Raw genomic sequence first — 18,702 nt, forward strand, 5'->3', positions numbered from 1 at the left:
CTAGGCACTGAATTCTGTTGGCGGATGCGATTCCGGCGCGATTCCGCGCGCTTTAATTGGCTAAGTGATTGAAGTTTGTTTCGATTGGATGTCGCCGAATGTTCGCTTCGGAAGGACTCGATATAGCCAACTTGACTATTTTTGGTGGTATTGGCCTGCCGCCGAAACGCCGTAGACGCCCGCCCCCTGTCAATCGGCCGCCAGCCTGGCGGCGACGCCGAGCAGGATGTTGGCGCCGGCAACAAGTTCGCTGGCGGCGGTGAACTCGGCCGGGTTGTGGCTGATGCCGCCCCGGCTCGGCACGAAGATCATCGCCGACGGCGCGATGCGCGCGATCATCTGCGCGTCGTGTCCGGCGCCCGAGGTCATGCGCCGGCACGAAAGGCCGGCGGCCTTGGCGCCATCCTCGATCAGCGAGACGATGCGGGCATCGAAGGTCACCGGCTCGAATCGCGCCAGGCTTTCGGCATGGATGGTGACACCGGTGCTTGCGGCAAGCTGGTCAAGGAACGCGGCGAGCGCGGTTTCCTCCTCGCGAAGGTGCGTTTCGACCGGGTCGCGCAGGTCGATGGTGAAGGTCGCCCGCGACGGGATGACGTTGATGGCGTTGGGCTCGAAAGCGATGGTGCCGACGGTCGCGACCGTGCGCGTCGACGACGCACTGGCCCGGTCCGCGAGAAAGCCGATCACCCGCGCGGCGGCGACGCCGGCATCGCGGCGCATCGACATGGGCGTGGTGCCGGCATGGTTGGCCTCGCCGTCGATGGTGACGCGCTGCCACGAAATGCCCTGCAGGTTTTCGACCGCGCCGACGGCGATGCCTTCGCGTTCGAGCACCGGCCCCTGTTCGACATGCAATTCGACATAGGCATGCGGCTTGAGGAAGCCGGGCTCATGGTTACCGGCATAGCCGATGCGCTCAAGCTCCTTGCCCAGCACCGTGCCGTCGGTGCCGACCGAGGCCAGCGCTTCCCCGAGGTCGCGGCCGCCGGCAAAGACCAGCGAACCCATCATGTCGGGCGAAAAGCGCACGCCCTCCTCATTGGTGAAGGCGGCAACGACAAGCGGGCGCGCCGCCGCGAAGCCGGCCTCCTTCAGGCTCTCGATCGCTTCGAGGCCGGCAAGCACGCCATAGCAGCCGTCATAGATGCCGGCGTCGATCACCGTGTCGATGTGGGAGCCGAGCAAGAGCGGCGCCTGGCTTTCGTTGGCGCCATCCTTCCAAATGCCGAAAATGTTGCCGATGCGGTCGACGGCGACCTCAAGCCCTGCCTCTTCCAGCCAGCCGACGAGGCGGTCGCGACCAAGCTTGTCCATGTCGGAAGCGGCGACGCGCACGAGCCGTCCCTGAGCGTCGCGGCCGATGCCGCCGAGTTCCTCGATACGGCCTAGAAGCCGGTCGGCGTTGATCGTCAGATTGCTCATGCCGGCTGCCTTGCGTTTGCGACCTCGTCCGGCGCCATGCCGACCAGCTCGGCATAGCGGCCGGGATCCGTCGCGCCTTCGGAGTTGACGATCAGCACGCGGGAGTTGGAGTCGAGACCGAGCGCCGCCCGTATCTTCCTGTCGCCGACAGCGCGGATCAGCCCGGCGAGGCCTGCCCCGCCGCTCTCGCCGGAGACGATCGCCGGATCGTTCGCCTGGGGTCGCGCCAGGCGGTTCATCACCGAGATCGCATCCTCTTCCTCGACCGTCATGAAAGCATCGCCGATCCGCGACAGCACCCGCCAGGCGACCAAGGACGGCTCATAGCATTCGAGCATCGCCATCACCGTGGGCTTGCTGTGCGCGATGGCCACCGGGCGGCCGGCCTTGGCGGTGGCGTAGACGCACGCCGCCCGCGCGGGTTCGACCACGATTGTCTTCGGCCGATCTTCGCCAAGCCTGATGGCGAGATGGCCGGCCACCGCCGCGGCGAAGCCGCCGACGCCAGCCTGCAGGAAGACGTGGGTGGGCGGCTCAGGCAAACGCTTCAGCGCTTCGCCCACGATCACGGTATAGCCCTGCATCACCAGTCCTGGAATGCGCTCATAGCCCGGCCAGGACGTGTCGGAGACGACGGTCCAGCCGCGCTCGGCGGCAACGCGGGCGGCTTCCCTGACCGACTGGTCGTAGTCGCCGGCAACGCGCACCATCTCGGCGCCGAAGCGGGCGATGGCCGCCACGCGTTCGTCGCTGACGCCGGAATGGACGAAGATGACGGAGCGCGCGCCGACAAGGCCGGCGCCCTGCGCCACCGAGCGTCCATGATTGCCGTCGGTGGCGCAGGCGAAGGTCATTTGCGCGGCGATCGCCCTCACCTCCGGCTTGTGCAGTTCCCCGACATCCACGGCGCGGCCTAGCAGCCTGCCGGCCTCCTCCAGCACCAGATGCATGACGGCATAGGCGCCGCCGAGCGCCTTGAAGCTGCCGAGGCCGAGGCGCTTGCCCTCGTCCTTGATGTAAGCTGAGCCGATGCCGAGTTCGCCCGCCAGCGCCGGCAAGGCATGAAGCGGCGTCTCGGCATTGTTGTCGCGCGCGGCAAGGAAGCGCTCGGCCTCCCCGGCGCCGGCGAGCCCAAGCGTCGCGGCGTCTTCCTCGGTCAGCGGCTGGCGATGATCCGGGTGGCGGTTGAGCAGGAACATGGGTCGGCCTTTCTCCATCTCGATGCGTTGAAATTTATTGCAAGCGAGGCGAGAGAAGCGCTCTGTTTTGGGGCTTGAAATGCAAGTTTGTTTCGTCTGGAACGCTGCCATGCCTGTTTTGCCCGACCTCGACGCCTTCGACCGCGCCATTCTCGCCATCCTGCAGAAGGACAACACCACGCCGCAGCGCGCGATCGGCGAAGCAGTGAACCTCTCGGCGCCGGCCGTGCAGCGGCGCATCAAGCGCATGGAGGAGACCGGCGTCATCCGCGCCAATGTCGCGCTGGTCGATCCTGCCAAGGTCGGCCATCCGATCACCATCTTCGTCGAGGTCGAGGTGGAGAGCGAGCGCGCCGAGCTGATCGATGCCGCCAAGCGCGGCTTTGCCGAAGTGCCCGAGGTGCAGCAATGCTATTACGTCACCGGCGAGGCCGATTTCATCCTCGTCGTCACCGTGGCGACGATGGCCGACTACGAAGCGCTGACCCGGCGGCTGTTCTTCGAGAACAACAATGTGAAACGGTTCCGGACGTTTGTCGCGATGGATCGGGTGAAGGTAGGGTTGGAAGTGCCGGTGGAGTGAGGCGCCGAAGCTGCCGACCTCCCCAACAAGGGGGAGATCGGCTGTCGTCCTGGCTTTCGCCGATCTCCAGCGTCTACTGGGTCGGCGACGCCGCGTGTTCGCACGACACTTTCGGGTTCATGTCGGCAAAGGTGCCGGTCGGGTTGCCCTTCCAGGCCCAGACATGCAGTTCGTAGAACTCGCCCAGACCGTAGCGATTGGGCGCGCTGTTGAAGTTGAACAGCTGGCCGTCGAGCGACGCCGGTCCCTTCGAGGTGATGTATTCGACCGCCACCAGCTTCAGCGCGCCGTCGGCCATCGGCTCGTACATGACCGCTTCCGGACGGGCGATATCGATCTTGTCGTCCTTCAGATACTCGCCGTTTACGTAGTGGATGCCCATGGCGCCGCCGGTGACGCCGCTGGCGCAAGGAATGGGCGCATAGCCCTCGGCCGTAGCGGCCTTGACGTCGAGAAAGCGGCTGTTGGCCGCTCGCACCTTGTCGGCCAGCGGGCTGGCGCCCGACACGGACGCAGCTGCGTCCTGATGCGCCTGGGCGAAGGTCGTAAAGGCCGTCAGCGCGGCCGCTGCCATGAGAAGCCTGTTACAAAAGTGTGGTGTCATTTTCGTTCCGTTCTTCCTGAAAAGCACGGCTGGCCGGCCGCCGACAATACGGCGGCGCGACAGGCAAGCGCCGTGGCTGTTTGTGCTTGATGATCCCGGATTGGATGCGGCGGCTGCCGATCATCCCTTCGGCAGGTACGAAATCGTTCCGGCCAGGTCGGTGTTGTCGATCAGCTGGAAGCGGCTGTCGCTGCCGCCCTGGCGGGCCGACACGAAGGGGGCGTAGGCCGGATCGCTGGTGAAGGCGTGCGCCGCCGCTTCCGACGGGAAGGCCATCAGGGCGATCAGCGTCGTGTCGAGCGGCTTGCCCTCGAGCGTCTTCACATTGCCGCTGCGCGCCAGATATCTGCCGCCGTGCTTGTGAACGAGGTCGTGCACGGTCGCGGCGTAGTCCGGTATCCATTTCGGATCTTTCACCTTGATATCCGCGATAAGGTAAGCGGTCATGGTCAGTCTCCTGGTTGCTGCGCACAGGGTATCCCGTGCGTCGGCCAAAACGGCTCGCACGGCAGGGCTCGCGCCAACCAGTCCGCGATCTGTACCGGGCCGGTACAGTTTCTGTACTCGCCGCTTCATTCATGAACGTCTAATGTTCCACCCAACTTCGAGGGAGGACACAGATCATGGCCCAGCACGGATACAAGCAGTTCTGCCCGCTATCGATGGCCGCCGAGGTGCTGTGCACCCGCTGGACGATGGTGCTGATGCGCGAGCTGGTGGCAGGCTCGACCCGCTTCAACGACCTGCGCCGTGGCGTGCCGAAAATGTCGCCGACCCTTCTGTCGCAACGGCTGAAGGAGTTGGAGCTGGCGGGGATCGTGGAGCGCCGGGAAGTCCCCGGCGAGAAGGGTATCTTCGACTATCGGTTGACCGAGGCGGGACGCGATTTGCGCCCGGTCGTCGAGGCAATGGGCTTTTGGGGACAGAAATGGGTCGAGTCGCGGCTGTCGTTGAAGAACCTCGATCCGTCCCTGCTGATGTGGGATATGCGGCGTAATCTGAACCCCTCGCCGCTGCCCGAGGGAAGAACCGTGATACAATTTCTGTATCAGGATCTCCCGGCTTCGAAACGCTCGTGGTGGCTGATCGTCGAGAAGCACGGCGAGGTCGATCTTTGCTGGTACGATCCAGGCTTCGAGGTCGACCTCTACGTGTCGACCGATCTCCACACGATGACCGCAATCTGGATGGGCCTGCTGACCGTCGAGACGGCCGGCGTGAAGGTCGTACTGACCGGCGACAAGGCCATCGGCAGGAAGATGCAAACCTGGCTCGGGCTCAGTCCATTCGCGGTCGAACCGAAGCGCGCGGCCTAATTCCTGACGTCGCCAGTTGATCGCTCATGGCATCAATGCGTGTCGCTGCCGGCTTCGGCGCGCCCCAGCCATCTTGCATAAATCTCCCCGACAATCCCGCGCCTAAAGATCAGCACGCAGATCATGAAGATCAGCCCGGTGGCGATGGTCACCGGGAAGCCGGAGGTGGCAAGCGTATTCTCCAGGCCGACGACAAGGCCGGCGCCGGCCACCGGGCCGACCATGGTGCCGATGCCGCCGAGCAGCGTCATCAGGATCACCTCGCCCGACATCTGCCAGGTGACGTCGGTGAGGGTCGCGAACTGGAAGACGATCGCCTTGGTCGCGCCGGCGAAGCCGGCAAGGGCCGCCGACATGACGAAGGCGGCGAGCTTGTAGCGGCCGACGGAATAGCCGAGCGAAATGGCGCGGTTCTCGTTCTCTCTTATCGAGCGCAGGATCATGCCGAAGGGCGAATTGACGATGCGCCAGATGGCGAACACGCCGATGAGAAAGACGGCAAGCACGAAGAAATACATGTTCATGGTGACGTTGAGGTCGACGACGCCGAAGAGGTGGCCGCGAGGCACGCCCTGGATGCCGTCCTCGCCCTCGGTGAAGGGCGCCTGGACGCAGAAGAAATAAAACATCTGCGCCAGCGCAAGGGTGATCATCGAGAAATAGATGCCCTGCCTTCGGATGGCGAGGAAGCCCATGACGAGGCCCATGCCTGCGGCACCCGCGGTGCCGAGCAGGATGGCTGCCTCCGGCGGCCAGCCCCAAGCTTTCACGGCGTAGGCGCAGAAATAGGCCGCACCGCCGAAGAAGGCGGCGTGGCCGAAGGAGAGCAGGCCGGTGTAGCCGAGCAAGAGGTTGAAGGCGCAGGCGAACAAGGCGAAGCAGAGCATCTTCATGACGAAGATCGGATAGACGAAGAAGGGCGCGGCGATCAGCGCCACGATGCCCAGCGCGATCAGTGCCCGTTCGAGCCTGAGCGAGGTGGCGGCGCGTTCTGCGTGAAGGGTCGCCTCGCTCATCTCAGGCATCCCTTCCGAACAGGCCGGCGGGCCTGAGCAGCAATACGATCACCATGATGACGAAGACGACGAGGTTCGAGGCCTCGGGATAGAAAACCTTGGTCAGGCCCTCGGCGAGGCCGAGCATATAGCCGGTGACGATGGCGCCCAGGATCGAGCCCATGCCTCCGACCACGACGACGGCGAAGACGACGATGATCAGGTCCGAGCCCATCAGCGGGCTGACCTGGTAGACCGGAGCGGCGAGAATGCCGGCGAGCCCCGCAAGGGCCGCGCCCAGCCCGTAGGTGAGCGTGAGCAGCAACGGCACGTTGACGCCGAAGGCCTGCACCAGTTGCGGGTTCTCGGTGGCGGCGCGCAGATAGGAGCCGAGCCTCGTCTTTTCGATCAGCAGCCAGGTGCCGATGCAGACGATGAGCGAAGCCACCACCACCCAGCCGCGGTAGTTGGGCAGGAACATGAAGCCGAGATTGGTTCCGCCGGCGAGCAGCGTCGGCACGGCATAGGGATTGCCCGAGACGCCGTAGTAATAGCGGAATACGCCTTCGATCACCAAGGCGAGGCCGAAGGTGAAGAGCAGGCCGTAAAGCGGGTCGAGGCGGTAGAGCCGCGACAAGGCAACGCGCTCGACCGCCATGCCGAACAGGCCGACGATAAGCGGCACAAGGACCAGCGCCGGCCAGTAGCCGATGCCCAAATGCACCAGCAGCAGATAGCCGATGAAGGCACCCAGCATATAGAGCGCGCCATGGGCGAAATTGATGATGCGCAGCAGGCCGAAGATAACAGCGAGGCCGAGGCTGAGCATGGCGTAGAAGGAGCCGTTGATCAGGCCGACAAGCAGCTGTCCGAGCAAGGCCTGGATGGGGATGCCGAAGACCGTCAACATGGCGCGCTCATACCCCCAGCACCTCGTGCAGCTTGTCGGTGTGCGCGGAAAGCTGCCCGATCGGGAATCCTTCCACCACCTTGCCGTGGTCCATCAGGTAGAAGCGGTCGGCGATGCGGGCGGCGAAGCGGAAGTTCTGTTCCACCAGCAGGATGGTCATGCCGCGCTTCTTCAGCGTCGCCAGCAATTCGCCGATGCGCTGGACGATGACCGGCGCCAGGCCTTCGGTCGGCTCGTCGAGCAAAAGCATCTCGACGCCGGTGCGCAGGATGCGCGCAATCGCCAGCATCTGCTGTTCGCCGCCGGATAGTTTTGTCCCTTGGCTGTCGCGGCGTTCCTTGAGGTTGGGGAAGAGCTCGAAGATTTCTTCCACGCTCATGCCGCCCTTGGCCACGACCGGCGGCAGGATCAGGTTCTCGTCGACGGTAAGGGTGGCGAAGATGCCGCGCTCTTCAGGCACGAAGCCGATGCCCTGATGCGCGACGCGGTGAAGCGGCAGGTGGATCAGGTCCTTGCCGTTGAAGGTGACGGAGCCGGTGCGCTTGCGGATCAGGCCCATGATGGCGCGCAGCGTCGTCGTCTTGCCGACGCCGTTGCGGCCGAGCAGCGTGACGGTCTCGCCGCGCCTGACATCGAGGTCGACGCCGTGCAGCGCATGGCCTTCGCCATACCAGGCGTGGAGGTCGCGCACGGCAAGCAGCGGCTCACTCATGCCCCGCCCTCTTCGTGCGCTGTCCCCATGTAAGCGACGCGCACGCGCTCGTCCTGGCTGACGGCGGCGTAGTCGCCGGCCGCCAGCACCTGGCCGCGCTGCATGACGGTTATCCAGTCGCAGAGGTCGGCAACCACGGTGAGATTGTGCTCGACCATCAACACGGCGCGGTCCTTCGCCAACGAGCGGATAATGCCGGAGATCATGCCGACATCCTCATGTCCCATGCCGGCCATCGGCTCGTCGAGCAGAAGCACTTTCGGGTCGAGCGCCAGCGTGGTCGCGATCTCCAGCACGCGCTTGCGGCCGTAGGAAAGATCGCCGGCGAGCCGATGCGCCGCGTCGTCAAGACCTACGATGGCGAGCAGCTCGCTCGCCCTTGGCGTGAGCTGATCCAGTGCGGCGACCGGGCGCCAGAACTGGTAGCCGAGCCCGCCCGGACGCTGCAGCGCCACGCGCACATTGTCGAGCACGGAGAGATGCGGAAAGATCGCCGATATCTGGAAGGAACGAACGAGGCCCATGCGCGCCACTTTAGCCGGCGGCGTGCGGGTGATGTCGGTGCCGAGCAATTCGATCCTGCCGCTGGTCGGCTGCAGGAATTTGGTCAACAGGTTGAAGATCGTGGTCTTGCCGGCGCCGTTCGGGCCGATCAGCGCATGGATTTTTGCATGATGGACGTCGAGGTCGACATCCTTCACCGCGACGAAGCCGGCGAAGTCGCGCCTGAGGCCGCGGGCGGAAAGCACCACCCGCGGCATCTGATCCGTGCTGTCCGGCCGGACGGCGGTAGCGGTGTCGAGCGTCACTTGGTGACGAGCGGGCAGCCGCTGTCTTCGGCCTTCATGAAGGCCTTGTCGCCCGGAATGGTCGCCAGATAGTTGTAGTAGTCCCAGTCCTTCTTAGACTCTTCCGGCTTCTTGACCTGGTAGAGATACATGTCGTGCACCATCGAGCCGTCGGCCTGCACCTTGCCGTTGGCGGTGAAGACGTCGTTGACCGGCATTTCATGCAGTTCCTTGGCCACGGCCTCGGTCTCGTCGGTGCCGGCCTTGTCGATGGCCTTCAGATACTGCGTCACCGCCGAGTAGGTGCCGGCCTGGATCATGTTCGGCATGCGGTTGGTGCGCTTGAAGAAGCGTTGGGCGAATTCGCGGCTCTTGTCGTCGCGGTCCCAGTAAAAGCCTTCGGTCAGCACCACGCCCTGCGCCGCCTGGAGGCCGAGCCCATGCACTTCGGCGAGCGTGAAGAGAAGCGCCGCCAGCCGCTGGCCGCCGGCGACGATGCCGAATTCCGCCGCCTGCTTGATCGAGTTCGAGGTGTCGAGGCCGGCATTGGCAAGCCCGACGATCTTGGCGCCGGAGGACTGCGCCTGGAGCAGGAAGGAGGAATAGTCGGTGGAGCCGAGCGGATAGCGCACCTCGCCCAGCACCTTGCCGCCGCTGGCTTCGACCAGCTTGGCGGTCTGGTCCTTCAGCGAATAGCCGAAGGCGTAGTCGACGGTGATGAAATACCAGCTGTCGCCGCCTTGCTTGACCAACTCGCCGCCGGTGCCGACAGCCTGCGAATGGGTGTCATAGGCCCAGTGGAAGCCATAGGGCGAGCACTGCTTGCCGGTGAGGTCGGTGGAGGCTGCGCCGGTGACGATGTCGATCTTCTTCTTTTCCTTGGAAAGCCCCTGGACGGCCAAGGCCACGGAAGACGTCGTGAGCTCCATGATCGCGTCGACCTGCTCCGTGTCGTACCACTGGCGCGCGATGTTGGAGGCGATGTCGGGCTTGTTCTGATGATCGGCGCTGACGATCTCGATCGGCGCGCCCTGCACCTTGCCGCCGAAATCCTCGACCGCCATCTTGGCGGCCTCGACCGACCACTTGCCGCCGAAATCCGCATAGACGCCCGACTGGTCGTTGAGGATGCCGATCTTGACCTTGCCGTCGGAGATTTCGCCGGCCGCGGCCGGCATTGCGGATGCCGCAAAAAGCGCGGCCGAGACGAGATAGGATGCTTTCACTGGTGGTTCCTCCCTTGTGGCCAACCACGGGAAACGCGGCTGCCTCGCGATGGTTCAACAGTTCCTTCGGATTTTGGATTGGAGCCTCGATCCCGCCTTGCCGCTCCTCCTCTCGCGGGCCCTCCTGTTTTGCGGACTGGGCCGCGGCGTGCCTTGGGTGCACGGGCACGAGCCTAGCACCACCTTTCACAGGCCGAGAATGCTATTTTCGTAGCATGGCGTTGGGTCACGGCAGCGTGACCTTCCGGCAGCCTCAACCGAGGCCGATCAACGCCCCTCGCCTCGCGGCCGCTCGTGTTGCTGTCGAAGACCTGGATGCCGGGGTCGAAACGCTTGGCTTCGGGCAGCGTGCCGACGACGATCGGGTCGAAGCCGGCGTCCGTCACCAGTTGCTCCGCGAGCGCCAGCGCTCCGGCATCGTCGCCGATGCGGTCGCCGGCGCGATGCGCCTCGCTGCCCAGCGTCGTCCACATCACCGTCGAGAAGGCGCGCCAGTTTTACCGGACACAATCCAGAAACAAGATTCAACAGTCGGGAAAAACTCGCGAAAAGAGCGCCTGTCATAAGCGGCAGCGGAGCAGCCGATGATTTGCGGCGCGCGACACAGGACATTGTTCTTAACCAAGGAATGCCGATTATGAAAAAGACCGTTCTTTCCGCGCTCGGCCTTGCCGTCGCGCTCGCTTTCGCGGTGCCTGCGCTGGGCACCACCGAAGCCAACGCCGCCGCGACGACCACCACGACTACGACTGCTCCGGCCGCGACCACTGAAGCCGCGAAGCCGGCAGCGACCGATGCCGCCAAGCCGGCCAGCAATGGCCCGCACAAGAAGCATCACCGTCATCATGCCCGTAAGCATCATCACGTGAAGAAGCACTCGAAGCATCACGCCAAGAAGCATCACGTGAAGAAGCATCACGTGCGCAAGCACCATGTGAAGAAGCATGTTGCGAAGAAGGCCGCATAAGGCCTGACGCGTTTCGAACTTCATGACCGGATGATCCGGGACCGCTTGCAAAGGGTTCAGGATCATCGCTTCCCGAAAACGCCGCCCTCCTTCCGGGCGGCGTTTTTGTTTGCGTCTACGGCTTCTTCTTCTGCGGGTGGATCGTCGCGCCGCGCTTCAGCATCGCCACCAGATCTGCGATCTTCTTCTTTCGGCCCGCCTCGGTCTTCATGTTATGGGTGCGAAAAGCGAGTGCGAAGCGGTTCTGCGCCGAAAGCTTTTCCAGCATCGCTTTCGCCTTCGGCTCGGCATCGATCGCTGCCTGCAGGTCGGGCGGGATTGTCATCTCCTTCGACCCGCCATAGGCCCGCTCCCAGCGGCCGTCGGCCTTGGCCGCCTCGACCTCGCGCAAGCCGTGGCTGGTCATACGGCCCGCCTCGATCAGGCGCGCGACATTGTCGATGTTGATCTTGCTCCAGATGCTCTTCCTGCCGCGCGGGGTGTAGCGCTGCAGGAAACTCTTCTCGTCGAGCGACTTGCGCACCGCGTCGATCCAGCCGAAGCAGAGCACGACGTCGATCGCCTCCTTCGGCGTGATCGACGCCAGCCCCGACCCGACCTTGTGGACCTTGATCCAGACCTCGCTTTCGCAGGCGTGGTTGTCGGCCAGCCAGGCACGGAAGCTTTCGGCATCGGGGAACTCGCGCACCTTGTCCGGGTCGACCTTGATCGGAGCCATCGTCACCTCGTCTTTCGTCGCCACCAGTGTGGACGATTCCGCAGCGGTTGTAGCGACGGCTGGTGCCAGTTTCTGTCGGCAGTGACGCTTTTCGGAACGCACCGGCTCGGCGCCGCGTTCCTGCCTAATCCAAACCGAGGAAGCGCCAAATGGGTATCGAGACGATCTTCGCCCACGTCAGTTGTTCCAATCTGGAAGCCAGCGTGAAGTGGTACCAAAAACTGTTCGGCAAGGCCCCTGCCCGCCGACCGATGGCTGGGCTGGTGGAATGGCAGTTCACCGACAGCGCGGAAGTGCAACTCTTCGAGGACAAGGACAAGGCGGGCACAAGCACGCTGACCATCGGAGTGTTGCCACTCGAACCGGAGCGCAAACGCCTGACCGATGCCGGCCTAAATCCAGGCCCGGTCGAGGATGCGAAGGACTTCTACATCATGCGCATGCGCGACCCCGACAACAACCTCGTCGTTCTCGCCAGCGCGCGGCTGAACTGAAGCGCTTCAAGCCTACTGCAGCTGCGGCTTCTTCAGGAAGGAATTGCGGTCGGCGGATTTGACGCGCAGCCAGGTCTCGCGGCCGTCGCGCACGACGCGCAGCGGAATTTCAGCGCCAGCCGGGTTCTGCCAGAGTTTTCTGTAGAAATCGGCCAGGCCGTCGACTTCGCCGTCGCGCACGTCGGAGATGATATCGCCCTGGCGCAGGCCGGCCTGGGCGGCCGGGCCGCCTTCGGCCACGCTCATCACCACCACCATGCCGTTCGACTCGGCCGAGAAGGCGCCGAGCCACGGACGCGGCGCCTTGGCCGCCTGGCCGCGCTTGATGAGATCGTCGAGAATCGGCGTCAGAAGATCGATCGGCACGACCATGTTGATGTCGGCCACCTCGCCGGCGCGGCTCATCTGCAGGCGCAGCGATCCGACGCCGAGCAGCTTGCCGTTGCGATCGAACAGCGCGGCCCCGCCCCAGGACGGGTGCGCGGGCGCAATGAAGATCGCCTCGTCGATCAGATACTCCCAGTAGCCGGCGAATTCCTGCTTGGTGACGATGTGAGCGTCGACCTGCTGGCCGATGCCGTCGGCGAGCGTCACGGCATCGCCGATATTGGTCTTCCTGGCATTGCCGAACTGCACAGCCGCAAGGTTGAGCGGCGACAGCGCCTGAACAAGGCCGAAGCCGGTTTCCTGGTCATAGGCAAGCGCGTGCGCGGCGACCACGCGGCCGTCCTGGTCGGTCAGCCACACTTCCTCGGCCTCGGTGATGAGATAGCCGATGGTGAGCACCAGGCCATTGTCGCGGATCACCACGCCGCTGCCTTCGCGACGCGTGCCCAGCGCATTGGCGGTGAAAGCGTCGTCCGGCACCGTGGCGCGCACGGCGACGACGGAGCGCGAAATTTTCTCGATGGTCATCGATCCATCCTGCATTGCGGGGTCTTTGCCTATAAGTATGGCCGAAGGAGCGCGGCGCAAGGGCGGATTTCCCCCTTGCCCCCTTGTGGGAGAGGGTGTCGCCGAAGGCGACTGATGAGGGGCTCCAGAGAGCACAGACGCAACGCTCCGCTGGAAACACTTCAATTGTCTCGGCGCCGCGCGCCAATCCACCTTCTCCCACACGGGAAAAGGGAAAGGCGCTGGCACAAGCGCAAGTTCAACGAAGATTGAACTTTTTTCTTTGACGCGCGCGGAACCGCACCTAAGTCTAGCGGCATCCGTGGCGGACTTCCCGCCGCTTACGAAACACAGGGCCGCCAACATGGACGAATACACCCCACCGAAAGTCTGGACCTGGAACAAGCCCAATGGTGGTCAGTTCGCCTCGATCAACCGGCCGATCGCAGGCCCGACGCATGAGAAGGAACTGCCGGTCGGCAAGCACCCGCTGCAGCTCTATTCACTGGCCACGCCCAACGGCCAGAAGGTTACGATCATGCTGGAGGAGTTGCTGGCGCTCGGCCACAAGGGCGCAGAGTATGATGCCTGGCTGATCAAGATCGGCGATGGCGACCAGTTCGGCAGCGGATTCGTCGGGGTCAACCCGAACTCGAAGATCCCGGCGCTGATGGACCGCAGCGAGCCGAAGCCGGTGCGCGTGTTCGAATCCGGCTCGATCCTCACCTATCTCGCGGAAAAATTCGGCGCGTTCCTGCCGACCGAGCGCGCGGCGCGGGCAGAGACCTTTTCGTGGCTGTTCTGGCAGATGGGCTCGGCGCCCTATCTCGGCGGCGGCTTCGGCCATTTCTACGCCTATGCGCCGCACAAGATCGAATATGCGATCGACCGCTTCGCCATGGAGACCAAGCGGCAGATGGACGTGCTCGACCGCCGGCTGGCCGAGAGCGAGTATCTTGCCGGCCCGGACTACACCATCGCCGACATGGCAGTGTGGCCCTGGTATGGCGGGCTGGCCAAGGGCCGCAGCTACAACGACGCCGCGCAGTTCCTCTCGGTGCATGAATACAAGAACGTGCAGCGCTGGGCCGACGCGATCGACGCCAGGCCGGCGGTAAGCCGCGGCCGCATGGTCAACCGCATGTCCGGCGATCCGGCCTTCCAATTGCGCGAGCGCCATGACGCCAGCGACTTCGAGACGAAGACGCAGGATAAGCTGGAGGCGGCGGAGTGAGGCGTTGAAGCTGCCGATCTCCCGCCTCGTGAGGGAGATTGGCTATCGCCAGCGCCCCGCTACCTTCCATACGTATACGTCACCGTCGCCACGCCGAGCGCGGAGCTCTTGGCGGCGACCGAGACCATGTCCGGTAACGGATTGTCCGGCGTGCGCAGCGTCCTTTCGCCCAGCGCATAGAGCGTGAAGACATAGTGATGCTGGCCGCTGCCCGGCGGCGGGCATGGGCCGAAATAGCCGGCGCGGCCGACGCCGCCCTTGCCGAGCACCGCCCCCTTGGGCATGCGCTTGCCGCCCTGCGCGCCGGCGCCTTCTTTCAGACCCTTGGCGCTCGCCGGGATGTTCCAGGCCAGCCAGTGCCAGAAACCCTTGCCGCCATTGGCGTCGGTGTCGAACATGGTCAGCGCGTAACTCTTGGTGCCGGCGGGCGGATCCTTCCAGGCAAGGGCGATCGAGACGCTTTGCCCACCGCAGCCGGCCTTGTCGCCGAGATATTTCGCGTCCCATTTGCCGTCCGAAACCGACGGGCTGGAGATCTCGAAGGCCGCCGCATGGCCGGCGGAGGCGACAAGGACAAGCATGGTGAAGCCGAGACGCAAGGTTGTCATTTGATCCTCCCTGGAGAACGCAGCGTAGCGGAAAAGCGGCCCGAAAAAGGGCAAGCTGCCGCGACCGGCCTGCCTGGACGACGAAAAAGCCCCGCCGGTGGAGGCCGTCGGGGCTCTTCGTTCGGACCATGGAGGTGGGACCCCAAGGTCAGGTCGATCCAGGGGGTGTTGGATCGGTCGCGACACTAGCCGAGGAATCGGCCGCGCGGACAATCACGGCTGCGCACTACCAATCACGCCTGCGCGAGAATGAGGTGATAGCCGGCTTACCCCCCGCAGCAGCTTCGCCAGTCTCGGCACGCCTTCGTTCACCGCGCGGTCGTCGGCAAGGGTGAACGACATGCGCAGCGTGTTGCGGCCGGTGCCGTCGGCGTAGAAGGCGTTGCCCGGCACGAAGGCGACGCGCGCCTCCTTGACCGAGCGCGCCAAAAGCTCGGTGGCGTCAGCGCCATCCGGCAGCGTCAGCCAGACGAACATGCCGCCGTCCGGGCGGCTCCAGGTAATGCCGTCGGGCATGTTGGCTTCCAGCGCGGAAAGCAGCGCGTCGCGGCGCTTGCGGTAGGCGCCGATCAGCTTGTCCACCTGGGCGTCGAAGATGGTCTCGGCGACGCGGTGCATGACCATCTGGTTGATCGAGGGGCTGTGCAGGTCGGAAGCCTGCTTCATCAGCACCAGCTTCTCCACCACATGGCGCGGCGCGCACACCCAACCGACACGCATGCCGGGCGACAGGATTTTCGAGAAGGAGCCGCAATAGAGCGTGCGCGCATGATCGATGCCGCCGGAGCGGGCGCAGTCGAGCGCCAGGATCGGCGGCATGCCTTCGCCGTCATAGCGCAACGCGCGGTAGGCCGCGTCCTCGATGACGGCGATGTCGAGCTCACCGGCGAGGTCGAGCACCGCCTCGCGCTGCTTGGCGTCCAGCGTGTTGCCGGTCGGATTGGCGAAATCCGGCACCAGATAGGCGAACTTCACCTTGCCGCCCCCTTTCGAAAAAACAGAGGGGACGGCCGCCGCGGCGCGATAAGCCTCCGGCGTCATGTTGCCGCCGGCTGTGTTCAGCCGGTCGTAACGCGGCTCATAGGCGTTGAAGGCCTGCAGCGCGCCGAGATAGGTCGGCCAGGTAACAAGCGCCGTGTCGCCGGGCGACAGGAACAGCTTGCCGAGATAGTCGAGCGCCTGCTGCGAGCCGGAGGTGATGAAGATGTTGCCCTCGTCGCATGGAACGCCGAGCTTGCCCATATAGGCGGCCAGCCATTTGCGCAGCGGCAGGAAACCTTCGCTGACCTGGTACTGCAGCGCGGCCCCCGCCTCCTTGCCGCCCAGCACCGCCTGGTAGGCATCGGCGATGGCTTCGGCCGGAAACAGCGACGGGTCGGGAATGCCGCCGGCGAAGGAGATGATGTCCGGCTGGTCGAGCAACTTCAACAGCTCGCGGATTTCCGAAGCCTTCATGCGCGAGGAGCGCGAGGCCAGAAGGTTCAACAGGGTCAAGGCGCACCTCCCGCAGTGCTTATTTAGGTCAGTTTGGTTGACCTATTATCAGGCCGCGCCTTTCGCGTGAATACACAAAACGGTCATGGCGCATCGTCGAGGCGACATTTGGCCCACAGATTTTCGCAAATGCTAATGGAAAGCCATTGCACGATCGGCCGGCCGCGCGCACGATGATGACCAAAGAACCGGACGTCGAGAGAAAATCAATCCGGACCAAGGGGGACGCGCATGACACTCGAAGTCATCGGGGCCGGTTTCGGCCGCACCGGCACGTGGTCGACTTTCGCCGCACTGAACCGGCTGGGCTTTCCGAGCTACCACATGCAGGAAGTCATCATCAACAAGGCCAACAAGGGCCACCTCGACTTCTGGCGCAAGGTGGCGAACAGCCCGCCGGGCAGCCAGCACGACTGGAACCGGGTCTTTTCCAACTACCGGGCAACCGTCGACAATCCGGGCTGCTGCGTGTGGCGTGAGCTGATGGCCGCTTATCCCGACGCTAAAGTGCTGTTGACGCTGCATCCGCGCGGAGGCGAAGCCTGGTATGACAGCACAATCGACACGATCTATTTCACCGAGAATGTCTGGCAATTCAAAGTGCTGGAATGGCTCACACCCTTCGGCCGCAAGTTCGGCGATATGTCGCGCAAGCTGATCTGGGGCCGAACGCTGAAGGGCGTGATGAACGACCGCGATAAGGCGGTGGCGCGCTACAATTCCTATATCGAAGAGGTGAAGGCGGCGGTGCCGCCGGAGAAGCTTTTGGTGTTCAAGGTCAGCGACGGCTGGGCGCCGCTCTGCGGTTTCCTCGGGGTCGCGCTGCCCAACGAGCCCTTTCCCAATCTCAACGACCGCGCCAGCATCAAGAAGATCATCAACGAGATGATCATGGGATCCTATCTGATGCTTGCCGGCGTTGCGGCCCTGATCGCGCTGGCGGTCGGCGGTTTATGGTGGTGGCTGGGATAGCAACCCCCCTATTCGTCTGCCAGTGCCGCAGGCGGCCGCGATCAGAACGGCAACCGGATCTCGTCGAGGTCGTTAGACTGTTCCGGCCAGCCAATGTCCTTTTGGACCTCCGCCGGCAGCTCGTTCAGCTCACGCGTCGTGCGACGGCGCTTGCTGGCCTGCGCAAAGGCGGCGCGGATTCGATTAAGACTTTTGAACATGGAAACCCCCATAAATCAGCGGCGGAAACCGGTGCCGCCTCTTCCCGGTGCCGCTTTTGCGATGCGTCTGTAACCGGTGGATTGCGCGCGAACGGTGAAATGCTTCACGAAACCGGAGGGGCTTGAAACATATGCATGCAAACTAATTTGTGGGATCGACCGTGCGGCGACGCGCCAGTCGCCGGACTGCGTGCCTGCAATGTCGGACGCTTGGTCTTATCGCCCGATGTGTCGATACATGTCCAGCCGAAAGGGAGGGCGCGCTTTACTCCGGCGCCTGCGAATCCGATCCGGCCTGCTGCGCGGTCTGCGCTGAGAGCCGTCCTTTGCGGACGAGCGCCGGCTTGGAATATTCTTTCTTCACGGCAAAGTCCCCAACCTTTCGCGGAAGGGTGCGGCATCGGCACATCGGCTGTCAAGCGAAGGGTTGGCCTTAAGCCGCCACGCGCTTTCCTGGACCTGCCTTAGAATTTGTAGTTGATCTTGCCGACAACGACATTTTGCGTGTCACGGTTGTCGACAAAGAAGCCTGGCTGCTGGTCGCTTTCACCGGACTTGGAGCCGAAGTCGTAATAGTTCCACTCGACGCCGGCGGTCCAATGATCGGTCAAGGCGTATTCGACGCCCAGACCCGCGGTCCAGCCGACACGCGAGCCACCGCCGAACGATTGCGGAAACAAGTCGACCTCAGCAAATTTATACTTGGTGAAGGCAACGCCCGCGTCGCCATAAATCATGAAGCGGTCGACTGCATAGCCAAGACGGCCGCGCACCGAGCCCAGATAGTCCTGCTTGGTCTCGCAAGTGGTGCCTGGGCTCGCGGCGCACTGATTGTCGCCCTTCACGGTCGAGCCCGAGAAGTCGCCCTCGATGCCGATTACGTACTGGTCGATCTGCCAGTTGTAGCCGATCTGGCCGCCGAAAATGCCGCCGGAGCCATTGGTGTTGAACGTTGGGAAACCGTTGCCCGACCAGCGGCTGTCGTTCCAGCCGCCGCCGGCCTGGCCGCCGACATAGAAGCCGGTCCATGAAAAAGGCATTGTCGCGACGGGCTGCACAAGGTCCGCCGCCAGAACCGGAGACGTGGCTGCCAAAAAAGCAACCGAACAAAGGAGCGCCAGCTTCATGAATGTCTCCGCATCGATCGACCACATATGTATGCCACAATTCGGATCCGCCACGTCATCAAAAGCTTCGGCAAAGGGCTTTTTGGATAGCGCGAGTTGTAGCTCGGCAACAAATTAACGGCTTCTAATCCACTTGGTTTTCGGCCCCACCTTCCCACCCCGCGCCAACATGATCGGCTACCGCTCCGGCTTCTACGAGGACTGGGAACTGGAAGCCGCTTACGACGTGGTGAGCC

Annotated in this window: 21 protein-coding genes and 1 pseudogene; 6 read left to right on the forward strand and 16 right to left on the reverse strand. The window is 63.9% G+C overall.

Annotated features, from left to right (window positions below; translation table 11 throughout):
- Positions 1 to 189: 189 nt before the first annotated feature.
- The gene (locus FJ957_RS27350; RefSeq protein WP_140835940.1) at positions 190 to 1,425 is read right to left on the reverse strand and encodes a Zn-dependent hydrolase; all 1,236 of its coding nucleotides are present in this window, start codon (positions 1,423 to 1,425) and stop codon (positions 190 to 192) included.
- Complete coding sequence (locus FJ957_RS27355) at positions 1,422 to 2,624, reverse strand: diaminopropionate ammonia-lyase (RefSeq protein WP_140835941.1); 1,203 nt, start codon at positions 2,622 to 2,624, stop codon at positions 1,422 to 1,424. The genes FJ957_RS27350 and FJ957_RS27355 overlap by 4 nt, the downstream gene beginning before the upstream one ends.
- 109 nt (positions 2,625 to 2,733) lie before the next feature.
- Here FJ957_RS27355 and FJ957_RS27360 point away from each other — a divergent pair, with 109 nt between their 5' ends.
- The gene (locus tag FJ957_RS27360; RefSeq protein ID WP_140835942.1) at positions 2,734 to 3,207 is read left to right on the forward strand and encodes an Lrp/AsnC family transcriptional regulator; all 474 of its coding nucleotides are present in this window, start codon (positions 2,734 to 2,736) and stop codon (positions 3,205 to 3,207) included.
- Positions 3,208 to 3,280: 73 nt separating this feature from the next.
- On the opposite strand, the gene FJ957_RS27365 is transcribed toward FJ957_RS27360, so the two are convergent.
- Both FJ957_RS27365 and FJ957_RS27370 read right to left on the reverse strand, forming a co-directional pair.
- The gene (locus FJ957_RS27365; RefSeq protein WP_140835943.1) at positions 3,281 to 3,781 is read right to left on the reverse strand and encodes a hypothetical protein; all 501 of its coding nucleotides are present in this window, start codon (positions 3,779 to 3,781) and stop codon (positions 3,281 to 3,283) included.
- A 150-nt stretch (positions 3,782 to 3,931) separates the two neighbouring features.
- Positions 3,932 to 4,258 (reverse strand): DUF1330 domain-containing protein, encoded by a 327-nt coding sequence (locus tag FJ957_RS27370; protein WP_140835944.1) that lies wholly within the window; start codon positions 4,256 to 4,258, stop codon positions 3,932 to 3,934.
- 176 nt (positions 4,259 to 4,434) lie between these two features.
- Between FJ957_RS27370 and FJ957_RS27375 the strand changes: the two genes are divergently transcribed.
- Positions 4,435 to 5,127 (forward strand): helix-turn-helix domain-containing protein, encoded by a 693-nt coding sequence (locus tag FJ957_RS27375; RefSeq protein WP_140785385.1) that lies wholly within the window; start codon positions 4,435 to 4,437, stop codon positions 5,125 to 5,127.
- A gap of 32 nt (positions 5,128 to 5,159) precedes the next feature.
- On the opposite strand, the gene FJ957_RS27380 is transcribed toward FJ957_RS27375, so the two are convergent.
- From FJ957_RS27380 to FJ957_RS27405, 6 genes and pseudogenes are all read right to left on the reverse strand, one after another.
- Positions 5,160 to 6,143 (reverse strand): branched-chain amino acid ABC transporter permease, encoded by a 984-nt coding sequence (locus FJ957_RS27380; protein WP_140835945.1) that lies wholly within the window; start codon positions 6,141 to 6,143, stop codon positions 5,160 to 5,162.
- A 1-nt stretch (position 6,144) separates the two neighbouring features.
- Positions 6,145 to 7,032 (reverse strand): branched-chain amino acid ABC transporter permease, encoded by an 888-nt coding sequence (locus FJ957_RS27385; RefSeq protein WP_140835946.1) that lies wholly within the window; start codon positions 7,030 to 7,032, stop codon positions 6,145 to 6,147.
- Positions 7,033 to 7,039: 7 nt separating this feature from the next.
- Positions 7,040 to 7,744 carry an ABC transporter ATP-binding protein gene (locus tag FJ957_RS27390; protein WP_140835947.1) on the reverse strand — a complete coding sequence of 235 codons (705 nt, stop codon included), beginning with the start codon at positions 7,742 to 7,744 and terminating at the stop codon, positions 7,040 to 7,042.
- On the reverse strand, positions 7,741 to 8,505 hold the full coding sequence (locus FJ957_RS27395) for an ABC transporter ATP-binding protein (RefSeq protein WP_140835970.1): 765 nt from the start codon (positions 8,503 to 8,505) through the stop codon (positions 7,741 to 7,743). Before FJ957_RS27395 ends, FJ957_RS27390 begins: the two co-directional genes overlap by 4 nt.
- 44 nt (positions 8,506 to 8,549) lie before the next feature.
- Entirely contained in the window at positions 8,550 to 9,758 is a 1,209-nt protein-coding gene (locus tag FJ957_RS27400; protein ID WP_140835948.1) for an ABC transporter substrate-binding protein, read from the reverse strand.
- A 326-nt stretch (positions 9,759 to 10,084) separates the two neighbouring features.
- A pseudogene (locus FJ957_RS27405) lies at positions 10,085 to 10,183 on the reverse strand (NADP oxidoreductase); the annotation flags it as partial.
- A gap of 212 nt (positions 10,184 to 10,395) precedes the next feature.
- Between FJ957_RS27405 and FJ957_RS27410 the strand changes: the two are divergent.
- Complete coding sequence (locus tag FJ957_RS27410; RefSeq protein WP_140835949.1) at positions 10,396 to 10,725, forward strand: hypothetical protein; 330 nt, start codon at positions 10,396 to 10,398, stop codon at positions 10,723 to 10,725.
- Positions 10,726 to 10,840: 115 nt separating this feature from the next.
- On the opposite strand, the gene FJ957_RS27415 is transcribed toward FJ957_RS27410, so the two are convergent.
- Positions 10,841 to 11,443: a YdeI/OmpD-associated family protein gene (locus FJ957_RS27415; protein ID WP_140835950.1), complete on the reverse strand. Its 603-nt coding sequence runs from the start codon at positions 11,441 to 11,443 to the stop codon at positions 10,841 to 10,843.
- 149 nt (positions 11,444 to 11,592) lie between these two features.
- Here FJ957_RS27415 and FJ957_RS27420 point away from each other — a divergent pair, with 149 nt between their 5' ends.
- Positions 11,593 to 11,937 carry a VOC family protein gene (locus FJ957_RS27420; RefSeq protein WP_140835951.1) on the forward strand — a complete coding sequence of 115 codons (345 nt, stop codon included), beginning with the start codon at positions 11,593 to 11,595 and terminating at the stop codon, positions 11,935 to 11,937.
- A gap of 12 nt (positions 11,938 to 11,949) precedes the next feature.
- On the opposite strand, the gene FJ957_RS27425 is transcribed toward FJ957_RS27420, so the two are convergent.
- Positions 11,950 to 12,852, reverse strand: coding sequence for a S1C family serine protease (locus tag FJ957_RS27425; protein ID WP_140835952.1), 903 nt, complete (start codon positions 12,850 to 12,852; stop codon positions 11,950 to 11,952).
- Positions 12,853 to 13,195: 343 nt separating this feature from the next.
- Here FJ957_RS27425 and yghU point away from each other — a divergent pair, with 343 nt between their 5' ends.
- Complete coding sequence (gene yghU, locus FJ957_RS27430; RefSeq protein ID WP_140645498.1) at positions 13,196 to 14,065, forward strand: glutathione-dependent disulfide-bond oxidoreductase; 870 nt, start codon at positions 13,196 to 13,198, stop codon at positions 14,063 to 14,065.
- 59 nt (positions 14,066 to 14,124) lie between these two features.
- Here the strand turns inward: yghU and FJ957_RS27435 are convergent, their stop codons facing one another.
- Complete coding sequence (locus FJ957_RS27435; protein WP_140835953.1) at positions 14,125 to 14,673, reverse strand: YbhB/YbcL family Raf kinase inhibitor-like protein; 549 nt, start codon at positions 14,671 to 14,673, stop codon at positions 14,125 to 14,127.
- Positions 14,674 to 14,886: 213 nt separating this feature from the next.
- Positions 14,887 to 16,128, reverse strand: a complete 1,242-nt coding sequence (locus FJ957_RS27440; protein ID WP_181180735.1) for a PLP-dependent aminotransferase family protein — start codon at positions 16,126 to 16,128, stop codon at positions 14,887 to 14,889.
- Between the two features lie 270 nt (positions 16,129 to 16,398).
- Between FJ957_RS27440 and FJ957_RS27445 the strand changes: the two genes are divergently transcribed.
- On the forward strand, positions 16,399 to 17,139 hold the full coding sequence (locus FJ957_RS27445) for a sulfotransferase family protein (protein WP_140835955.1): 741 nt from the start codon (positions 16,399 to 16,401) through the stop codon (positions 17,137 to 17,139).
- Positions 17,140 to 17,180: 41 nt separating this feature from the next.
- On the opposite strand, the gene FJ957_RS27450 is transcribed toward FJ957_RS27445, so the two are convergent.
- Both FJ957_RS27450 and FJ957_RS27460 read right to left on the reverse strand, forming a co-directional pair.
- Complete coding sequence (locus FJ957_RS27450; protein WP_140835956.1) at positions 17,181 to 17,339, reverse strand: DUF1127 domain-containing protein; 159 nt, start codon at positions 17,337 to 17,339, stop codon at positions 17,181 to 17,183.
- Between the two features lie 464 nt (positions 17,340 to 17,803).
- Complete coding sequence (locus FJ957_RS27460; protein WP_140835958.1) at positions 17,804 to 18,466, reverse strand: outer membrane protein; 663 nt, start codon at positions 18,464 to 18,466, stop codon at positions 17,804 to 17,806.
- Between the last annotated feature and the right edge of the window lie 236 nt (positions 18,467 to 18,702).

Origin of the sequence: Mesorhizobium sp. B2-4-6, assembly GCF_006442775.1 — a bacterium.
Taxonomy (GTDB): Bacteria; Pseudomonadota; Alphaproteobacteria; order Rhizobiales; family Rhizobiaceae; genus Mesorhizobium.